Source organism: Thalassospira sp. HJ (assembly GCF_000948415.1).
GTDB lineage: Bacteria > Pseudomonadota > Alphaproteobacteria > Rhodospirillales > Thalassospiraceae > Thalassospira.
Window position 1 is genome coordinate 204,695 of the sequence record NZ_JYII01000019.1, and the last position, 17,561, is coordinate 222,255.

At 52.9% G+C, this 17,561-nt stretch carries 13 protein-coding genes; 10 read left to right on the plus strand and 3 right to left on the minus strand.

Going from position 1 to position 17,561, the window contains the following annotated elements:
- Window positions 1-116: 116 nt before the first annotated feature.
- Genes UF64_RS15255 through UF64_RS15290 form a run of 8 tightly spaced genes read left to right on the plus strand, consistent with a single transcriptional unit; the run spans window position 117 to window position 8,078 of the window.
- Window positions 117-1,253 (plus strand): glycosyltransferase family 4 protein, encoded by a 1,137-nt coding sequence (locus tag UF64_RS15255; protein ID WP_152630711.1) that lies wholly within the window; start codon window positions 117-119, stop codon window positions 1,251-1,253.
- Complete coding sequence (locus UF64_RS15260) at window positions 1,250-2,452, plus strand: glycosyltransferase family 4 protein (protein WP_044829586.1); 1,203 nt, start codon at window positions 1,250-1,252, stop codon at window positions 2,450-2,452. Before UF64_RS15255 ends, UF64_RS15260 begins: the two co-directional genes overlap by 4 nt.
- Window positions 2,445-3,590 (plus strand): hypothetical protein, encoded by a 1,146-nt coding sequence (locus tag UF64_RS15265; RefSeq protein WP_044829458.1) that lies wholly within the window; start codon window positions 2,445-2,447, stop codon window positions 3,588-3,590. Before UF64_RS15260 ends, UF64_RS15265 begins: the two co-directional genes overlap by 8 nt.
- Window positions 3,587-4,330 (plus strand): hypothetical protein, encoded by a 744-nt coding sequence (locus UF64_RS15270; RefSeq protein WP_044829459.1) that lies wholly within the window; start codon window positions 3,587-3,589, stop codon window positions 4,328-4,330. Before UF64_RS15265 ends, UF64_RS15270 begins: the two co-directional genes overlap by 4 nt.
- The gene (locus tag UF64_RS15275; protein ID WP_044829460.1) at window positions 4,315-5,832 is read left to right on the plus strand and encodes a hypothetical protein; all 1,518 of its coding nucleotides are present in this window, start codon (window positions 4,315-4,317) and stop codon (window positions 5,830-5,832) included. Before UF64_RS15270 ends, UF64_RS15275 begins: the two co-directional genes overlap by 16 nt.
- Complete coding sequence (locus UF64_RS19780) at window positions 5,825-6,577, plus strand: glycosyltransferase family A protein (RefSeq protein WP_052657664.1); 753 nt, start codon at window positions 5,825-5,827, stop codon at window positions 6,575-6,577. The genes UF64_RS15275 and UF64_RS19780 overlap by 8 nt, the downstream gene beginning before the upstream one ends.
- Window positions 6,574-7,674 (plus strand): glycosyltransferase family 4 protein, encoded by a 1,101-nt coding sequence (locus UF64_RS15285; protein ID WP_044829461.1) that lies wholly within the window; start codon window positions 6,574-6,576, stop codon window positions 7,672-7,674. The genes UF64_RS19780 and UF64_RS15285 overlap by 4 nt, the downstream gene beginning before the upstream one ends.
- Before the next feature lie 11 nt (window positions 7,675-7,685).
- The gene (locus tag UF64_RS15290; RefSeq protein WP_235285094.1) at window positions 7,686-8,078 is read left to right on the plus strand and encodes an MmcQ/YjbR family DNA-binding protein; all 393 of its coding nucleotides are present in this window, start codon (window positions 7,686-7,688) and stop codon (window positions 8,076-8,078) included.
- A 10-nt stretch (window positions 8,079-8,088) separates the two neighbouring features.
- Here the strand turns inward: UF64_RS15290 and UF64_RS15295 are convergent, their stop codons facing one another.
- Entirely contained in the window at window positions 8,089-9,378 is a 1,290-nt protein-coding gene (locus UF64_RS15295) for a nucleotide sugar dehydrogenase (protein WP_044829462.1), read from the minus strand.
- A gap of 212 nt (window positions 9,379-9,590) precedes the next feature.
- Here UF64_RS15295 and UF64_RS15300 point away from each other — a divergent pair, with 212 nt between their 5' ends.
- On the plus strand, window positions 9,591-10,406 hold the full coding sequence (locus UF64_RS15300; RefSeq protein ID WP_044829463.1) for an ABC transporter substrate-binding protein: 816 nt from the start codon (window positions 9,591-9,593) through the stop codon (window positions 10,404-10,406).
- Between the two features lie 72 nt (window positions 10,407-10,478).
- On the opposite strand, the gene UF64_RS15305 is transcribed toward UF64_RS15300, so the two are convergent.
- On the minus strand, window positions 10,479-13,481 hold the full coding sequence (locus UF64_RS15305; protein WP_044829464.1) for a leucine--tRNA ligase: 3,003 nt from the start codon (window positions 13,479-13,481) through the stop codon (window positions 10,479-10,481).
- A gap of 412 nt (window positions 13,482-13,893) precedes the next feature.
- Here UF64_RS15305 and UF64_RS15310 point away from each other — a divergent pair, with 412 nt between their 5' ends.
- Window positions 13,894-14,565 (plus strand): DUF5610 domain-containing protein, encoded by a 672-nt coding sequence (locus tag UF64_RS15310; protein ID WP_044829465.1) that lies wholly within the window; start codon window positions 13,894-13,896, stop codon window positions 14,563-14,565.
- A gap of 75 nt (window positions 14,566-14,640) precedes the next feature.
- Here the strand turns inward: UF64_RS15310 and UF64_RS15315 are convergent, their stop codons facing one another.
- Window positions 14,641-17,100: an ATP-binding protein gene (locus UF64_RS15315; RefSeq protein ID WP_044829466.1), complete on the minus strand. Its 2,460-nt coding sequence runs from the start codon at window positions 17,098-17,100 to the stop codon at window positions 14,641-14,643.
- Between the last annotated feature and the right edge of the window lie 461 nt (window positions 17,101-17,561).

Sequence of the window (17,561 nt, forward strand, 5' to 3'; positions counted from 1 at the left end):
CGCCCGACACAGCTGCAGACCAGCGAAACCTGCCCTCTGCAATTTTAGGTTATGGCTAATTGGTTGAAGATAATGGTAACTTATGATTGAGTAACAAACAATATTAGCATCTCAAGGTGACCATCGCGGTGAGGGTGACTTTACTGACAAACCTTGTGCCACCCTACCGATCTGCCGCCTATGACGCGCTTCATCACCGCGCCATTTCGGCAGGTGGTGGCTTGCGTGTTTTATGTACCCAACACCACGAACCTCAACGAAATTGGGCAACGCCCAAGGCAAGATTCGAACAGGCAACCTTGCCCGGAGTACAAATCCCGCTTGGAGAAAACCGGACCTTCGCACTCCCATTTGGTGTCACTCGCACCCTTTCCGCCCAACCGACCGATGCGCTGGTTTTGGTCGGCTTTGGCATCGCGCAATGGCAGGCGCAGAACTGGGCTTTGAAACGCGGCATTCCTACTGTTCTGCAATTTGATGGCTGGTCAGGCTCTGATGCCGCCTATGCAAATCCGGTTCGCCGAAGATTGCGCCGGATGATGGTTTCGCGTGCTGATGGGTTCATCGCCGCTAGCACACTTGGAGCCGCATGGTTTGAAAGCCACGGGATCGCCCGCGAGAACATCTCAATTGCACCCATTCCACCGTCATTTACGACGCCTGAGGCCTGCGTCAACAGGATGATGGCCAACCGGCAATATGATCTCCTCTGGTGCGGTCGCACGACACGTTCAAAGGGCTTTGATGTATTTATCAAGACCGCCGAAGCATTATCCAAAGCAGGCATCGCCAAGCGAATTACCATTGTCGGCAGCACGGACATCGCAGAAACAATCGCGACTTTAAGAGCATCGGGCATCAATGATCAGGCAGACGTTTTCGGACAACTACCGCCAGATCAACTCCCGGCCATTCTGACCAACAGCAAGATCGCCCTTTTCCCCAGCCGCAATGACGCCTACGGCGTTGGCGTGATTGATGCGATCGCATGCGGCGTTGTCGCACTGGCAAGCCCGATGACAGGATGTGCACTGGATATTTTGAGCACCCCGGAAATACTGCCGATTGATGTCCCCGACCGCTGGTTCAAGGCCTGCGAACAGCTTCTAGGCAACCCCGCCCTTTTCGAAACCACGCTCCAGCAACAAGCCAAGGCAATTATCAGCAACAACCCCGTCCATCATGGTGAGACGATCTGGAATGCGATAAATCAGGCGGCACATCGCAAATCGGGAACACGAAAATGGGGATGATCACGCAACTCCCCAAATCAACTTCAGCACCGTCGATCTGGCTGATCAGCCGTGTCGATCAGGTCAGCATTCTCGCCCAACATCTGGCAGCCCAGAAAAGACTGGTTCGTTGGGACAGTTTCTGGCGCCACGATGGCACGGGCCTTGTTCAACCCCAGTCCCGCAACATCGACACTGCACTCTGTGACATTCCCGGTCGTCATCTGCTGCCCGATTTACTTGGACAAGTGGCCCAACGGCTTCGATTGCCAGCGCGGAATCTATATTCCGACATTCCGCTATCATTGCTGGCTGCCTGGAATCCGCCCAAGGCAAGCATCCTGCATGGTCAGGGCAATTACAGCCTGCCTGCTATGCGCCGGGCTAAGGCCCGCAATATAATCACCATCTCGGATGTGACCGGCCAGTTGGCTGAAACCCGCTATGAGCAACTCGCTGATGAATATGCAGCCCACGGTAAACGATATCGGGAAATTTCAACTTTCCTTGCCGGTCGACGCACAGCAGAGGCGCACTATGCCGACGCCGTCTTTGCCCCTTCTGAAGCTGTCGTAAATGGCCTGGAGCGTGCTGGCATTGCGCAAGACAAGATATACCTGATCCCGTTCATGTCGCGGCATTGTCAGACGCTGCTTGCACGGCAACTCCCGGCACGTGACGACACCACCATTCGCCTGCTTTATGTCGGCAACCTGTCCCTCGCCAAGGGCACCGCCCATCTTCTTGCTGCATGGAAAACTATTCGTCGTCAGTTCCGCTTGCGCGTTGAACTGATCCTGGTTGGTACGGCACAGCCGTGCGCCAGAGGATTGCTTTCCAACCTGCCCGATGGTGTCAAATGGCTCGGCCCATTGCCCCATGATCAGGTCGCAGATCACATGTTGGCCGCAAGCATTTTTGTTTTTCCCAGCCTGACAGAGGGCAGCAGTCTTGCCACGATGGAGGCCATGGCAGCCGGTTGCGCGGTGATCACGACATTTGATGCCGGAAGCCCGGTGATTAACCAGCAAAGTGGCCTGATCATCCCGCCGCGCGATAGCGCAGCACTGGTGAAAGCGGTTAGCGCCCTTATCACCCAGCCAACCATGCGCAGTACCATCGCCCAAACCGCCCGTGATCAAATCGCACGAGACCTCCAACATGCCTATGGTACCCGTATTGATCTGGCTTATGAAACCATCCTGTCGCGCCATGGATAGATGGCTTTCGTCCATAAGTTCTGGGCTTTATCCGCTCTGGCTGATCGGGGCGAACATGATCGCGCGATTGGGCGGGATGCTGATCCTTGTCATGATTGGACACACCTATTCAGAGAGCGAACTTGGGACTTATTTCGGGCTGCTCGCCATGATCGGCCTCGCCGTCACGGCAACACAAGCTGGCAGTGGTCCGCTTTTGATCCGCTTGGCACAAGGTCGCGCATTTCACTCAGCGGCTCTTGTCTTGGCGCTTCGCGTGCTCATCGCTGCGATCTCAGTACTCCTGATCACGACAACGACCAGCCTGCCACTGGGCCACTACTGGCCGCTGGTCCTCATCCCGCTCGCAGCCGCCCTTGCCCCGGACTGGATTATTACTGCCCAAACCCGGTTTTCTCGGCTCGGCATGATCGCGGTTGCCGGCCAGACCTTAGGGATTGCCGTCGCGGTCTGGGCTTCACTCACCCAGTCACTTTTGGCGCTTTATATGATCGCGCCCGCGATCTCATTGGCAAGCCTTGTACTTTCAACCGCATTCGCATTCGAAGCAGCCCCGACCCAAATCGCTGAAACTGTCCCAACCGGCAAAAGTGCCGGTTTCGGCCTTGTCGGCTTCACCCTGCTGGCGGGCTTCGTGCCAAATCTCGACTTTGTTCTGTTGGGCACGGGAAATGATGCTTTATTTCTGGCGCAACGGATTTTCCTGTTCTGTGCCGGTTTGATCGCCGCCATTGCCTCAACCCTGTTTGCCAAACAACAAACAGGCAAATTGCGCGATGTTTGGCTTCTGGCACCAATGGCCATCATATCTGGTCTGCTTTTCCTATTCCCCACCAGCCTGGTTCACCTCGTCTATAACGCCCCTTCGCATGACCTGATCAACACCCTTAAAGCAGGCGCAATCTGGCCGATATTGCTTGCAGTTCTGACCCGACTAATCCTGACCCTGCAGGAAAACCCAACTGTCCGATGGATCGGCTGGCTGTGCCTCGCCACAATGGCGACTTCCGCGTTCGGCTTGCCAAACTTGGCGACCTCAACTGACATCATGGCTCTGATCGTGTTTCGGATGGCGTGTTTGGTTCTGGTCCTGTTTGCCTGCCAGAAAGCCATGACAAAGCGGCGGGCCTTGGCATGAAACATCTCTCAACCGAGATCTCCGAAAACAAGCTGATCAGCGGCCAATATGGTGACATTCATTTTGGACCGTGGGGACTGGAATGCTCCGACCGGCACTCGTTTGTCACGATCACCGACCAACCCCGAAATGCCATTCTCCGGGATGACATCTGGCACTTATCGGATGGCCGGCTGCAGATTAAGTACGAAACGGAACAAACATCATCGAACACAATCCGGCTTTGCCTCTCGGTTGAGGCACTCAATGACATTCCGCTGCAAGATGCGGTAATCCGGCTGGTGTTTGACAAAAACGCGATCACGCACGGGATCATTGCAGGCAGGACGTTTACCCACTGCAACAGCGACAAATACCGGCTTTATCCCATCAAACAGGTACAGCTCGTTGGACAGGATGGCGGGACCATCACCGTTCGCCTTGAGGATGCCGACGGTGCCGGCCGTTTTGATCCATACATGTATCTGCGTGACCGCGACGATCACTGGATCATTCATGCCCGCCTGCTGCCCTGCGATCCGGTTGATCAGGTCTGGTTGCGCTGGGCAAATCGCTTTTTTACGCTCTCCGCGCCGAACGGGGTCTCGCGGTTCCTGTGGCGCATTTCACCAATCAAAAAGCTGCTGTGGCGCTTGCGCGAACGTGCGGGACGGCGTTGCCCAGAGATTCAGGCAGTGCCGCTCAACCACCTCAAGGCGGGGCAATCTCTTGGTCTGGAGGTAACATGTCACTTCGACTGAAAGACGAAGATATCCGCAACCGCTGCCAAGCCTTGGCCCAGCAGATCACAGACGATCTTGCGAAACGTCAACGCGAAAACGGCCAGTTCGAGCAACCGGATTTCTACGCCAAGGCCTTTGGCGTCAATCTCTGGAGCCGGATTGATCCGGAACGGTTTGCACTGAATATCGAACGCGCGCTAGCTGCACTGAGATCTGATCCAAAGGATAAAACCTACCACCGCGAATTCATCGAATATGCGCTGCTTCATACGCCGGATCTCAAAACCGAAATCACTCGCGGAATCCTGCGCGGCACCAAAGAGCAATGCCCGGACGTTGCCAACTGGCAAATGCTTGGCCTGATCAATCGCCAAAAACGACGAACCGGATTTGTGTCGAAACTCATCAACCGCGCCCACCTAGCCTTAATCCTGCTGCGCTATTGGCGCGCTCAGGTTTTCCTTGATCGGCCAAAGTGTTTTTCCGCGCAATACCATGCCTTTTGCACCGCCCTTCTATCCGACAGCGAAACCCCGCGACATCAACGCATTGCGGATCGGGCAACAGCACCGCTCTCACAATTGATAGGCACACATGGCTATGCAAATCTGCTCGGACGCGGTGCAGGTCAAAGCTTTGGCGCGGCTTGCGCGCTTTATGTATTGCTGAAAAGCGGACATCTCGACGCAGCCGACGCAATCCTCCACCGCATGGAAGATGCCTCTCACGAGGCAGGTCAACTACCGCTGAACCTGCTGGCTCCTAAACCACTTCCGAACAACCCCGGCCCCGAAAACCCGGACACACCGGGGTGGTACAGCTATAACCGCCATGACGATTACCTTGCCTTTGCGGGGTATTGGCTGCTCAAAGCAACACAACTTCCTGCCCGGCAAAACCGCCAGCCATCTTCTCCATGGACTAACAGTTCCGCACACATCACGCAGTTTTCATCGCCTCACTATCACGCGCAAATGACACTTCGCGGCAAACAGGGATTCGACGTCTCCGGCGCACCGGTGATTGTTTCCGGCCAAGGAAAATCAGCCCGCATCCTGTTACCTCCAACCGGCGGCGAACAGGATGCGCCAAGCCTTTACGACAAAGCCTCAACTCCACTTCCGGCCATTACGGAAAGCAGCTTTGCACGCTTCCTGCGTGCCCGCCAAGTCCACGACAACCGTGTTGAAGTGACGTTAGATCTTGCAGGTATCACCGGCCACAGGCAGATCGAGTTTCAAGACAAGCGCGTCATCATCACGGACCACTTCCCCGATAACGAACCGGGTCAGGTCGATCTATTCCGAATTCTGATTGATGGCACAATAGAGTTCGAACAAACCAGTCCGGACACAGCTATCTGCCCGCAACTCGGGATCAAAATCACCGCAGACACACCACTGCAATTCACCCCAAACGCTGCATTTAGCGCAGTCGGGATCGCAACGCGGATTAGCGCGAAAACAAAGCACGGGACCAGCGCCACCCTGACCATTTCATGGGGAGAGATCGATGCGTGATCCGATAACCGTCATCACAACCGTGCGGGACGGCGAGGCTTTTCTGGATCGCTATTTTGATAACCTAGGTCAGATACTCGGCCCTCATGACCATGCCGTCATCGTCGATGATGGCTCTAGAACGCCCCTCATCACACCGAAGAACTGGCAAAACGACCCGCGACTGACAATCCTTCATCCCGGTAAGATTGGTCGCGGTGCTGCACTTAACCTCGCCATTGAAAACAGCCCGACAGATTTGATTGCGATTCAGGATATTGACGACATCTCCCTGCCTGAGCGATTGGACCGACAAGTTGACATCCTTACCCGCAAGCCCAATCAACTTGTCTTCGCACAGGCCGCATCCGCCCCATGGCGACCAACCTTCGGCAAGGCACAGCAGTTTGCGCCCTCACGCCTTTATGTCGGCAATCCACTGCATCACTCTTCCCTTGCCATGAACCGATCCCTTTGGATCCGGGCCGGGGGCTATGCGACCGATCTGCCCTGCTGCATCGATCTGGATTTCTATCTGCGGACTTGTTGTCTGGCCAATGCCACCATGCGTCGGCTGAACACGCGACTGATTGAACGGAACTTTCGAGCGGACACCCGCCACTTCGCCCGGATACCAGACGCGGTTTATCGCCAGACCCGCACCGCCGTTCTCGCGCGTTATCGCGCTTACCTTTCGCCATCAATCTGGATGACCCTTGCCAAGTTCCGCAATTTTGAGATGTTTGTCGGGAAGGATATACGATGACTGACCGCCCGAAAATTATCGCCATGGTGCAACTACCGCCACCCATGCATGGGGCGGCCAAAATGAACCAGTTCGCCATTGAGGCCTTGGCAAAAGACTTCGATTTGCATGTCATTGAAATGCGCTTTGTCCGAACACTGTCGGATGTGAACCGGTTTTCCCTGCGCAAGGTTGGGCTGGGCCTTTGGCTGCTGATACGTTTGACTTGGGCGTTACCACAGGCAAATGCCCTTTATATCTGCTTTGCCCCAACTGGTTTCGCCTATTACCGCGATTGCCTGTATATGTTGATGGCAAGGATGTTTCGTGTCACTGCCGTCCTGCATCTGCATGGTCGCGGACTGCCGAACATGCGAAGATCGAAGTGGTCTGCGCTCTTTCAAAAACTGGTCTTCAAAAATCAAACAGTCATCCTGCTCGGTGAAAGTTTGTGTTCTGAAATTGATGGTCTGAACTGTAAGTCCGCCATCATCCGCAATTGCCTGAACGACGAAGACTTTCGCACGCTGCCAATCAAACCTTGGACACCGCATGATCCGGTCAGGCTTTTGTGGCTGTCCAATCTGTTTCACGCCAAGGGCATCGAAACCCTGCTTGCCGCCTGCGCTATTCTCCGCGGACGAGATATCGTTTTCACCCTGAACATTGCCGGAGCTGCTGGTGACGTAAATGACGTAGATCTGGATTTAATGCTCGGGCGCTATCAGGTGAAGACAGCAACAAACTGTTTGGGACCTGTGTCGGAAAGCCAGAAACGCGTCGTTTTCGAAGAGGCAGACCTCTTCATCTTTCCCAGCCACTACGCCAATGAGGCCCAACCACTTGTCGTGCTCGAAGCCATGGCCGCCAATGTGCCGGTCATTACGAGCGATATCGCAACCCTTCCGGAATTTGTTCGTGATGGCGAAACAGGGCAGCTTTGTTCGCCCAAAGATCCAGAAGGGCTCGCAAATGCGATCATCGAAGCTATCAATTCACCCGACGAGACCACGAGAATGCGCGATGCGGCTTATCTGATGTGTCAGGAGGATTTCAGCAACGCGCAATTTGCCAGTAGACTTACCGGCCTGTTTCGCAGCATCCTCAGACAGAACTGAAATTTTGCTCAATGTTTAATGACGGGATCAGCCAGATGGATCGGGACGCATTTAACGCCTTTTGCAAATCACTGCCGCACACCACGCATGTCGTGCAGTGGAGCGGTGCTGATGTTTGGAAGGTCGGCGGCAAGGTGTTTGCGATTGGCGGCTGGACCACAAATGAGACACTTGGCATCACATTCAAGACATCCGAGATCGGTTATGAGGTCCTGAAAGAAATGCCGGGTCTTCGCCCTGCCCCGTATCTGGCGTCACGCGGCATGAAGTGGATACAGCACTATGATGCGCCGGGGCTCAGTGACGAGGACCTTATGGACCATCTAAAAAGCTCGCACCGCATTGTCGCCAAGGGTTTGACGAAGAAACTGCAGCGCGAGCTTAATCTTTATCAGGACGAATAGATCGGGTCGCTTATAGACGCCAGAGATCGATACCGGTCGGCACCGCATCACGCGGCAGAACAGCCCGTACATCGGCAACAAAGCCCTTGCCATCCTTAAGCAGGCCGCTGATCAGCGGCCAGCCCTTGGCAACATATTCCTTGTGCGACACGGCCAGAACCAATGCGTCTGCGGGTTCGAGGCAGCTGTCCGAGCAAAGCTTCAGACCATCAAATTCATGCTCGACTTCTTCCTTGTCGGCATGAACATCGTGGACCTGGACGTTCACACCGGCTTCTTCAAGTGAACGGACGATATCAATCACGCGTGTATTGCGGGTGTCAGGCACGTCTTCCTTAAAGGTCAGACCAAGCACGGTAACAGTCGGATTTTTGGTTGCACTTTTGCGCAGCAACGCACGAATGACCTTGTTGGCGACTACATCACCCATCCCGTCATTCACTCGACGACCAGCCAGAACCACCTGCGGGTAATAGCCAAGTTCTTCGGATTTATGCGTCAGGTAATAGGGGTCGACACCAATACAGTGCCCGCCAACCAGACCCGGCGTGAATTTCAGGAAGTTCCACTTTGTACCCGCAGCTTCAAGCACGTCGCGGGTATCAATGCCAGCGCGATCAAAGATCAGCGACAGCTCGTTCATCAGCGCAATGTTCAAATCACGCTGGGTGTTTTCGATGACCTTGGCTGCCTCGGCCGCCTTGATGGTCGGCGCCTTGTGAATACCAGCTGTGACAACGCTACCATAGACGTCGGCCACAATATCAAGTGTTGCCGGGTCCTGACCGGAAACGACCTTGGTGATAGTGGTAAAGCGATGTTCGCGATCACCTGGGTTAATGCGTTCCGGCGAATAGCCGACCGTGAAATCACTTCCGGCTTTCAGGCCAGACAGTTCCTCGAGAATCGGCACGCATTCTTCTTCGGTTGCACCAGGATAGACCGTGCTTTCATAAACAACGATGTCGCCCTTTTTCAGGATAGCGCCAACGGTTTTCGAAGCAGAACGCAATGGAGACAGATCCGGACGGTTCGAGCTGTCAATCGGGGTCGGAACGGTCACGATATGGAAATCGGCTTGCGCCAAGTCCTTGGGGTCAGCGCTGAGCAGAAGGTCGGCTGCGGCTAGTTCGTGGTCATCAACCTCGCCCGTCGCGTCATGTCCTGCCTTGAGCTGGGCAATGCGCGCCTGATTGATATCAAACGCTACGGTTCGGCCATTTGAGGTGCCAAACGCCACCGCGACCGGCAGACCGACATACCCCAAACCAATAACTGAAATCTTGCGCCCGTGACTCATCGATAAAACCTTGCAAATACCTTGGTTGCCGATTTGTAGCCAGCCCACCATGCCCCGTCAATTGCTTAGGTCACAGTGAATTCGGTTCACGACACTTTTTTCAGGGGAGCCAGCGCGCTCTGTCCAAACCACCACAAAACACCACCCTTGTATCGGCATCCATATCATGGTCTAGTTTTGCCTCCTGCCCCGCAACACGCGACTTCTTTGATATGCGCCTATTTTCGCTGGCCCTTGCCTGCATTCTTCTCTTCAACAGTCATGTTCTGGCCGCGCAATCAACGTCACCGATGCGTGTGGTATTTCCCTATATTCCGCTGATGGCTGAAACGTCTGACCATGGCATCTTTATCGAGATGTTTGATGAAATTGCCACTCGGTCCGGCAAGGAAGTGTCGATCGATATTCTGCCGGTAAAGCGGGCCATGCAGGATTTCAACAATGGCGAATATGATGCTCTGGGCGCGTATCCGTCGCTTGCGGAAATCCCGGTATCGCTGGCCTCTGTTCCGTTTTACCGCCGGGAAAACCTGATTTTTTATCGCACGACAGTCTTTGGATTGGGCAACGTCGACAAGCTGTCCGATCTTGACGGAACACGCGTCGGCCTGTCGGCGTATCAGTACCCGGCCTATATCCTGGATCGTAAGGAACTCAGCCTTGAACGTGTACCAAGCGACACCTTCCTTCTGCGCATGATCGCCAATGATCGTCTGGATGCAGCGATCATCGAACGCTTTTCCGGCCACTATGTCAGAAACATCCTTGGTCTGGAAAATGCCATCTCGGTCACCGACGATCCGGTCACGACTGAAAATGTCCTGACCTTGTTCAAGGCGGACCTTGATGGTATTGAAAACCGCAAAGCCTTTAACAAGTCCATCTACGAGATGCTGTGCGACGGTACTTTGGGCAAGCTTTATGGCCGCGAGAGCCTGCTTCCCGATCAGATGATTATCGAGCGCGAATTGCCAAAATCAGCCATCATCGAAGATTGCAATCCCACTGCCGCATTCACAGACGACTAACCCACTCAAACAAAAAGGGCACGCTGCCAAAGCAACATGCCCTTCCCCTAGATCGGATTTCGTCGCGAGGGCCTAGCCCTTCACAACGATATTGACCAGTTTCGGCGTCGGCTTGGCGACATAGATCACCTTGACGATTTCCTTGCCTTCAATATGCCGGGCAACGTTTTCGTCGGCCTTGGCAAGCGCCTCGACCGTTGCCTGATCGGCATCGGCTGCAACCATGACGGAGCCACGCTTTTTGCCATTGACCTGAACCGGGACTTCAAATTCGTCATCCTTGGCCTTTTCGGCATCGAATGCCGGCCAATCGAACTTGATCACCGATTTCTTGGCACCGAACTCGTCCGCCGCCATCCGGCTCATCAGCTCCTCGCCCAGATGCGGGGCAAACGGAGCCACCATCAGGGCGAGTGCCTTGGCATGATCATCATGCACGGCGTTTTGCTTGGTCAGCGCATTGGTGAGCTCGATCAAGGCCGCAATCGCGGTATTAAGGCGCAGATCGGCAATATCACCGGTCACCTTGGCAATCGTCTTGTGCAGAAGCGTTTCGATCTTGCCATCGACGTGATCGGTCCGCTCCATCTGGGTCGTAACTTTCCAGACGTTGGACAGGAACCGCATCATGCCGACAATCGCATCAGACTGCCACGGTTTGGAGCTATCAAGCGGCCCCATATACATCTCATACGTTCTGAACGTATCGATGGTGTACTGATCGCAGATTTCCTCAGGCGGGATACCGTTTTTATAACGCTTGCCCATCTTGCCGGGAACCGTGATCAGCTGCTCATCGGTCTTGGCGTTGAACGGTACTTTTTTGCCATCGACATCGCGCATTTCGACGTCATGGATATCGACATAAACACCGCGCGCATCGGTATAGGCATCAGCCGTAATCATGCCCTGGTTAAACAGCTTCTGGAACGGTTCCGGCGTTGCGACATATCCCAGATCAAACAGGACCTTGTGCCAGAAACGCGAATACAGCAGGTGAAGCACCGCATGCTCCGCCCCACCGACATAAAGGTCAACCGCACCCGGAAGCGCATTGCCATCCTTGTCCGTGCTGTTCGCCCAATAGGCCGCCGCATCATCTGATGCAAATTTCGCATCATTCTTGGCATCAAAATAGCGCAGATAATACCAGCAAGACCCCGCCCAGTTCGGCATGGAGTTGGCATCACGCTTGAACGCGCGCACTTCATATTCCGCACCCTCATGGGTGTGTTTGCTGCCAACCGCCGCATCCACCGGCAGAACCGAACCATCAGAAAGGACAATACCGGTGACTTCCATCCAGTCCTTGGCACGCGCCAACGGCGGCTCCGGCTCGGAATTCGGGTCTTCGTTCGATTTCGGTTTGAAATCGGTCATTTCCGGCAGAACGACCGGCAGGGCCGCCTCGGCAATGCCGTGAACCTGATCGGTTTCGGCGTCGAACAGAACCGGGAACGGCTCACCCCAATAACGCTGACGCGAGAACAGCCAGTCACGCAGCTTGTACTGCACGCGACCGCGGCCAATGCCCTTGCCTTCCATCCATTCGATGATCTTGGCCTTGGCATCCGGGGTCGAAAGCCCGTTGATCGAAACTTCATCATTGGCGGAATTGATCGTCTCGCCAACTTCGGTCTGCGCCAGCTTGAACGCACCCGGCTCCGCCTCATAGCGCGCCAGAAGGGTCGCTGCGTCGGCATCGGCCACGTCCGCCGGGGCATTTTCCTTAAGCCAAGCGTCTGACGGCTTGGTGGTTGCCTTGATCGGCAGATCGAATTTATGAGCAAATTCAAAGTCGCGCTGATCGCTGGCCGGAACCGCCATGATCGCACCGGTGCCATAGCCCATCAGGACATAGTCGGCAATCCAGACCGGGATTTCTTCACCGGTCACCGGGTTGGTCGCATGCGCACCAATAAATACGCCGGTCTTTTCACGTTCGGCATCGTCCTTGGCCGAAACGGCCTTAAGCTCGGACGCCTGCGCGCGATAGGCTGCAACGTCGGATTTCTTGTCGGCTGCGCAAAGCTTATCAACCAAAGGATGCTCAGGGGCCAGAACCATATAGGTCGCGCCAAAAATCGTATCCGGACGGGTGGTATAAACCGCGATCTTTTCATCCGCACCATCAACGGTCTTGACCGGGAAGTTCACGCGCGCACCAACAGAACGGCCAATCCAGCCCTTCTGCATCTCGACCACGCCATTTGGCCAATCAAGACCTTCAAGGTCGGCCACCAGACGATCGGCATAATCGGTAATGCGCAACATCCACTGTTTCAGCGGACGTTTGTAAACCGGGTAATCACCACGTTCGGACTTGCCTTCGTTGGTGACTTCCTCGTTCGACAGAACCGTGCCCAGCATCGGGCACCAGTTGACCGGAACCTCATCGACATAGGCCAGACGCCCGCGATCAATCGCGCGGTCGATCTCCTTGCCCTCGGCCTTGGTACCTTCGCCAATCACCGATTTCGGCTGCGGCACGCCGTCTTCGTCAAGAAGCCATTCGCCACTTTCAAGCAACGGGCGCAGCTCGGCAATCGGGCGCGCACGGCCAGCAATCACCTGCCCCTGCGGGCCTTTCCATTCGACAGTCGGGTCATAGAAGCTGTTAAACAGCTGCAGGAAGATCCACTGCGTCCATTTGTAATAGTCGATATCGGTCGTGGCGAAACGACGATGCGGGTCATGGCCAAGGCCGATGACCTGAAGCTGACGCAGCATGTTTTCGATATTGGCTTCGGTCGTGATGCGCGGATGCTGACCGGTCTGGATGGCAAACTGTTCTGCCGGTAGGCCAAAGGCATCAAAGCCCATGGAATGCAGAACGTTATGGCCGCGCATGCGCTCGAAGCGTGCCTTTACATCCGTCGCGATATAGCCCAGCGGATGTCCGATATGCAGGCCGACCCCGCTTGGATAGGGGAACATGTCCAGGATGACGCTTTTCTTCTTGCTCGCGTCGAAATCGGCATCGCCGGGATTTGGCGTACGATAGGTATCGTTTTCACGCCAATATGCCTGCCAGCGCTTTTCAAATTCCCGCGCACTTTCCTGATAGTTCGCCACGCTCAATCAACTCCTGCCTGTCAAACCCGATCGTCGGCTTTTGGTGCTGCCATTCGGCGCGCCAGCCAATCCGCATCGGGGTCAAAAAAATTCTTAGGCTGTGTTCATAAGCGCGCTTTGATCGCTGTGCAACATCAGATAACGAGATTTCTGGCGAAAACCCGTCGTTTTCGACAAACTTTCACCACCAATCGCCAACATCCCGATCCAAAGCCCAAAGCGCATGGCCGCCCTGCCCACCCATCAACCCGGACTTGCACATCAGGACTGGATTTTTACGCCTTTCCATGCCATATTGAACTTTGAATTCTGCCAAGCAAGCAACCGTACGAGAAATCGAGGCGTGGAATTGCTTGGAAAAGTGCTGGTTGTCAGCACGGCTCTCAAAGCTCTCCGTCCAGGGAGGACGAATATGGATATCACCATTGGTGGTCTGTCATCCCAACAATCCGGCGCATCTGCGCGTTCGGCACAATCCTATTTGCCGGGACAGAGCGATTCTGAAAAAACCGGCAATAATGGCACGTCTGCCTTTGCAGCTGCGACGTCTGTTTCGCTGTCTTCGGAGTCAGCCACCCGCCTGTCGGCCGACAATATCGTTGCCGCAATCAATGAAAGCCTGCAATCGACCGGCCTTTCGATCCAGGGTGTCAATCCGACCGATTACACCCCCGAAGCGGTTGCTGATCGCATCCTTGCGCGTGTTGGCGATCTGATCGCCTCAAACGCAAGCACCGAGGCCGAAGCCCGCGAGATCTTCGATCAAGCCAGCGAAGGCATTCAGGCCGGTCTTGAAGACGCCCGCGCTGTCCTTGACGGGCTGGGTGCGCTCAATGACGAAATCAATGGCAATATCTCGGAAACCGAGGAACGCCTGAATGAAGGCCTCAAGTCGATCGAGCAGCGCCTGACCGAGCTTTACAATAGCGACGCGTCAGAGGAAGCAGCCGAGGCTGCAACGCCGGAACGCGATGAACAGGTCCTGCAATCGCAGGTCAGCCAGACCGCACAGGCAAGCCAAGCCTACGCCGAAGCAGGCAGCAATGCCCAGCGCAACACCCCGCGCTACGGCACCAACGGCTGATTTTCCAAACATTTCGTCCGCACAAATTAAAACCGGCCCTAATCGGGCCGGTTTTTCTTTTGTAACGACAGTGATCTAAGCTTGCTTTGGGCCATAAATCCTCTCAGCAGAGCCCATAGCTCTTTCAAGGTTTCGCTCAAGTTGTGGCCTAGCTTCTGCCAAAGGATTTCCCAACCACTCGCGAGACAATGAACGACGAGCCGCATCCTCCTGAAGCCCAAGATATCTTTTCTCCAAGAACGAATAGAAAACCTCTACTCTCTCCTTACGAAGGGTCATTCTATGAGTAATGGCGCGCTCGTCATAAATTTCCTCAGTCAACTTGTAGAGCGTATTCCAGACATTATCGTCGTCTATAAAGGTGTCTACCATAACGTTTTCAAGGAACACCATTTCTGGGATTAAACCTCTTAAAACATATCCACCCAACCGGGATGGCACGAATGATGACTCAAACGACGCCTGACCATGAGAAGTTGTGAAAATATATCTAGCCTCACACATCCCTCGAAGAATCCTAAGTGTCACTTCCGGGCCAAACCCCAAATGCTCCAGAACCAACCTTATTTCTTCGCCCGTAAAGCTACTACCATTCTTGGTTGACTGAGCATTCACTAAAGCACTCAACACAAACAAGCGCAGAAACTGCGCGCTAGTCATAGACAAATTGGCATCAAATGGATTGGCTACAGGACTATACTTTTCATCATAAACTGACTGATTCCCGAGCATAATTGCTCTCATCGCTTCATGGGGAGGCAAGCGATAACGTCCTGTTTCTTTGAATATCCTCATCGCCTTACCGGTAGCGCTGTAACCGTTACGAAGGAACTCTCTCGTCATACGCAAACAAAGTCGAATATCGCCAGTCGATAAAACTGAAATTGCATTTCCAATCTCAGTGTCCAACACAGATTGAGAGACCAAATCAATGACTATACTCGTATCATCAAGCTCTATCTTAGCTCCGTTTTCAGCAACAAATTCTGACTTTTTCCCTCGAAGCAACTCGCGGGCGACATTAAACCTACGGGAAAGAACCATCTTTACATCGGGAGCATCAACTTGAATTGGATCAAAATCAAAGGCGTCAAATATTGGTCGTGCTTTATTTGCAACATATGTTGCATCTCTCATAGCAAGAACTAAACTTAAGTTTAGACGCTGCGCTATCGCGATAGCATCTGAAAATATACTCTCTTGTACAGACTGGTCTTCAAACTGATCAACATTATCAACAACAAGAAAAACAGCACAATTTTTTGCCGCATATTTTAAAATATTTTCGACATATGACTTTTTATTCTTATATTCCTCGGACAAGAACTCCGATATCTTCACTCTTTGCAAAGGCTCATCATCAGAAATAATTTTTAATGGCCCAGCAAGAAGCGAATCAATATCCGATTTGTATGCATGCTTGACGCATCTTTCGTAACTAGAAAGAAACTCATCTTGAGCAATGTAATCGAACATTACAGAAACAAAAAACTCTAATGCGTCCTCATATCGAGATAGCTTTCTGCAATCGACATATATCCAATGAGGATAAGGAGCATCTTTTCTCGGCTCAAAACGCTCTCGTTCACGAACTAGCCGAACATGATTTATAAAAGTCGTCTTACCGGCTCCCACCTGCCCAAGCACCAACAATGCGAGCGGTCGAACGTTATCAGATGCTCGCGATATAGCATCTGAAAAGCTCGATTTACCGCTAGCCGTCATTACTTTCATTGGACTTGATTTGGCCGGATTATCCCGCCTAGTCAGATGCATGCCAATGCGACTATCGAACTTTAGCCTATCCGGTGTATCAACATAGCATTTACTGAATAAATCAACATCAGAGCTTACCAAATCTTCAGAGAACGCGGTAACAACTTCGTCCTCGATTAAAGGGAATAGACTGCTCCTTGAGATCTTCGAAAAACTATTTTTGAAGTATAGATTAAGCCTACGCCCAATAATCTGATCTTCCTTCTGGCCCAGAAGATCATTTTCTAAAGATCCGCTTATAACTGCATCGCGAGAGAGTAAATCATAAAACTCTGAAAAATCGTTATTAAGCACTGACTCGATATCAGGAAAAATAATTGCTGAACTTTTTTCGAAGGAAACAGCATCTGTTCTTGTCGCCGGAAACACCACCCATTGACTTCCATTTGTTACTACTGCAAATGGAATTGAAAGCTTTCTAGCATAATCTCTCGCTTGTTTTATCGCATCCCCCACCTCACCAGAGACCATCTTACGCCCAAGCAACTCCCGCCTTTTCTTAGGAACATCGAAGCTAGCGACCCCTACACGCTTAGCCTCAATCAGAAGTGAAGTACTAACAGTTCTAATTGTATAATCTGCAAACTGCGTAGTTTTATCTTCAGAAACCCTCTCTTCAACTTCGACATCATCGTGAGTCCACCCCAAAACATCGAACACGATTTTATCAATTAGCTTCAAACGGGTCTCGGCCTCGTTTGCCTGTCTATCCGCCAACTTGTTATAATCGTCCAGCAGTTGTTCTGGAGTAACCAGCATGTCGCCTCATCCCCACTCATTAAAATCACGCCAAACCAGCATCAATCTTAGGTAGCTATAATACCTAGTTAATACACCCAAATTCAATAAACGATATTTCGTAAATGCGAAAATTTAAGTTCATTTCGCCGAAGCTACCAGTGGACAAACATCCAAAACTCCAGGGTAAATAGCCCACGTCACACCGACCGAATGGAATTAATCTCTTTTAGAATGTGAACAAAACAATCATTCCCCTTTAAGGTGTTGTTCAATTCCCCTCGAGACGCCCTAATATTTGCTCTCCGACAAAATGAATGGCTTGCAAAATTCATCACACTATATATAAATCTAATATACGTTCTCTCATGTAGAGAGAGCCGTAACGTGCAATCAACGCCTTGCTTGTTCAGGTAGGAACTTTGACATGGCTCTGAATATCGATTTTACATGCGCTGCATCTGCGGCCCTGCGTTGCCAGC

Bases quoted from the DNA above. Each gene is read 5' to 3' on its own strand.
- UF64_RS15295 (WP_044829462.1), bottom strand. From the start codon at position 9,378: ATGAGTCACGGGCGCAAGATTTCAGTTATTGGTTTGGGGTATGTCGGT.
- UF64_RS15260 (WP_044829586.1), top strand. From the start codon at position 1,250: ATGATCACGCAACTCCCCAAATCAACTTCAGCACCGTCGATCTGGCTG.
- UF64_RS15270 (WP_044829459.1), top strand. From the start codon at position 3,587: ATGAAACATCTCTCAACCGAGATCTCCGAAAACAAGCTGATCAGCGGC.
- UF64_RS15275 (WP_044829460.1), top strand. From the start codon at position 4,315: ATGTCACTTCGACTGAAAGACGAAGATATCCGCAACCGCTGCCAAGCC.
- UF64_RS15300 (WP_044829463.1), top strand. From the start codon at position 9,591: ATGCGCCTATTTTCGCTGGCCCTTGCCTGCATTCTTCTCTTCAACAGT.
- UF64_RS15265 (WP_044829458.1), top strand. From the start codon at position 2,445: ATGGATAGATGGCTTTCGTCCATAAGTTCTGGGCTTTATCCGCTCTGG.
- UF64_RS15315 (WP_044829466.1), bottom strand. From the start codon at position 17,100: ATGCTGGTTACTCCAGAACAACTGCTGGACGATTATAACAAGTTGGCG.
- UF64_RS15310 (WP_044829465.1), top strand. From the start codon at position 13,894: ATGGATATCACCATTGGTGGTCTGTCATCCCAACAATCCGGCGCATCT.
- UF64_RS15290 (WP_235285094.1), top strand. From the start codon at position 7,686: ATGTTTAATGACGGGATCAGCCAGATGGATCGGGACGCATTTAACGCC.
- UF64_RS15285 (WP_044829461.1), top strand. From the start codon at position 6,574: ATGACTGACCGCCCGAAAATTATCGCCATGGTGCAACTACCGCCACCC.
- UF64_RS19780 (WP_052657664.1), top strand. From the start codon at position 5,825: ATGCGTGATCCGATAACCGTCATCACAACCGTGCGGGACGGCGAGGCT.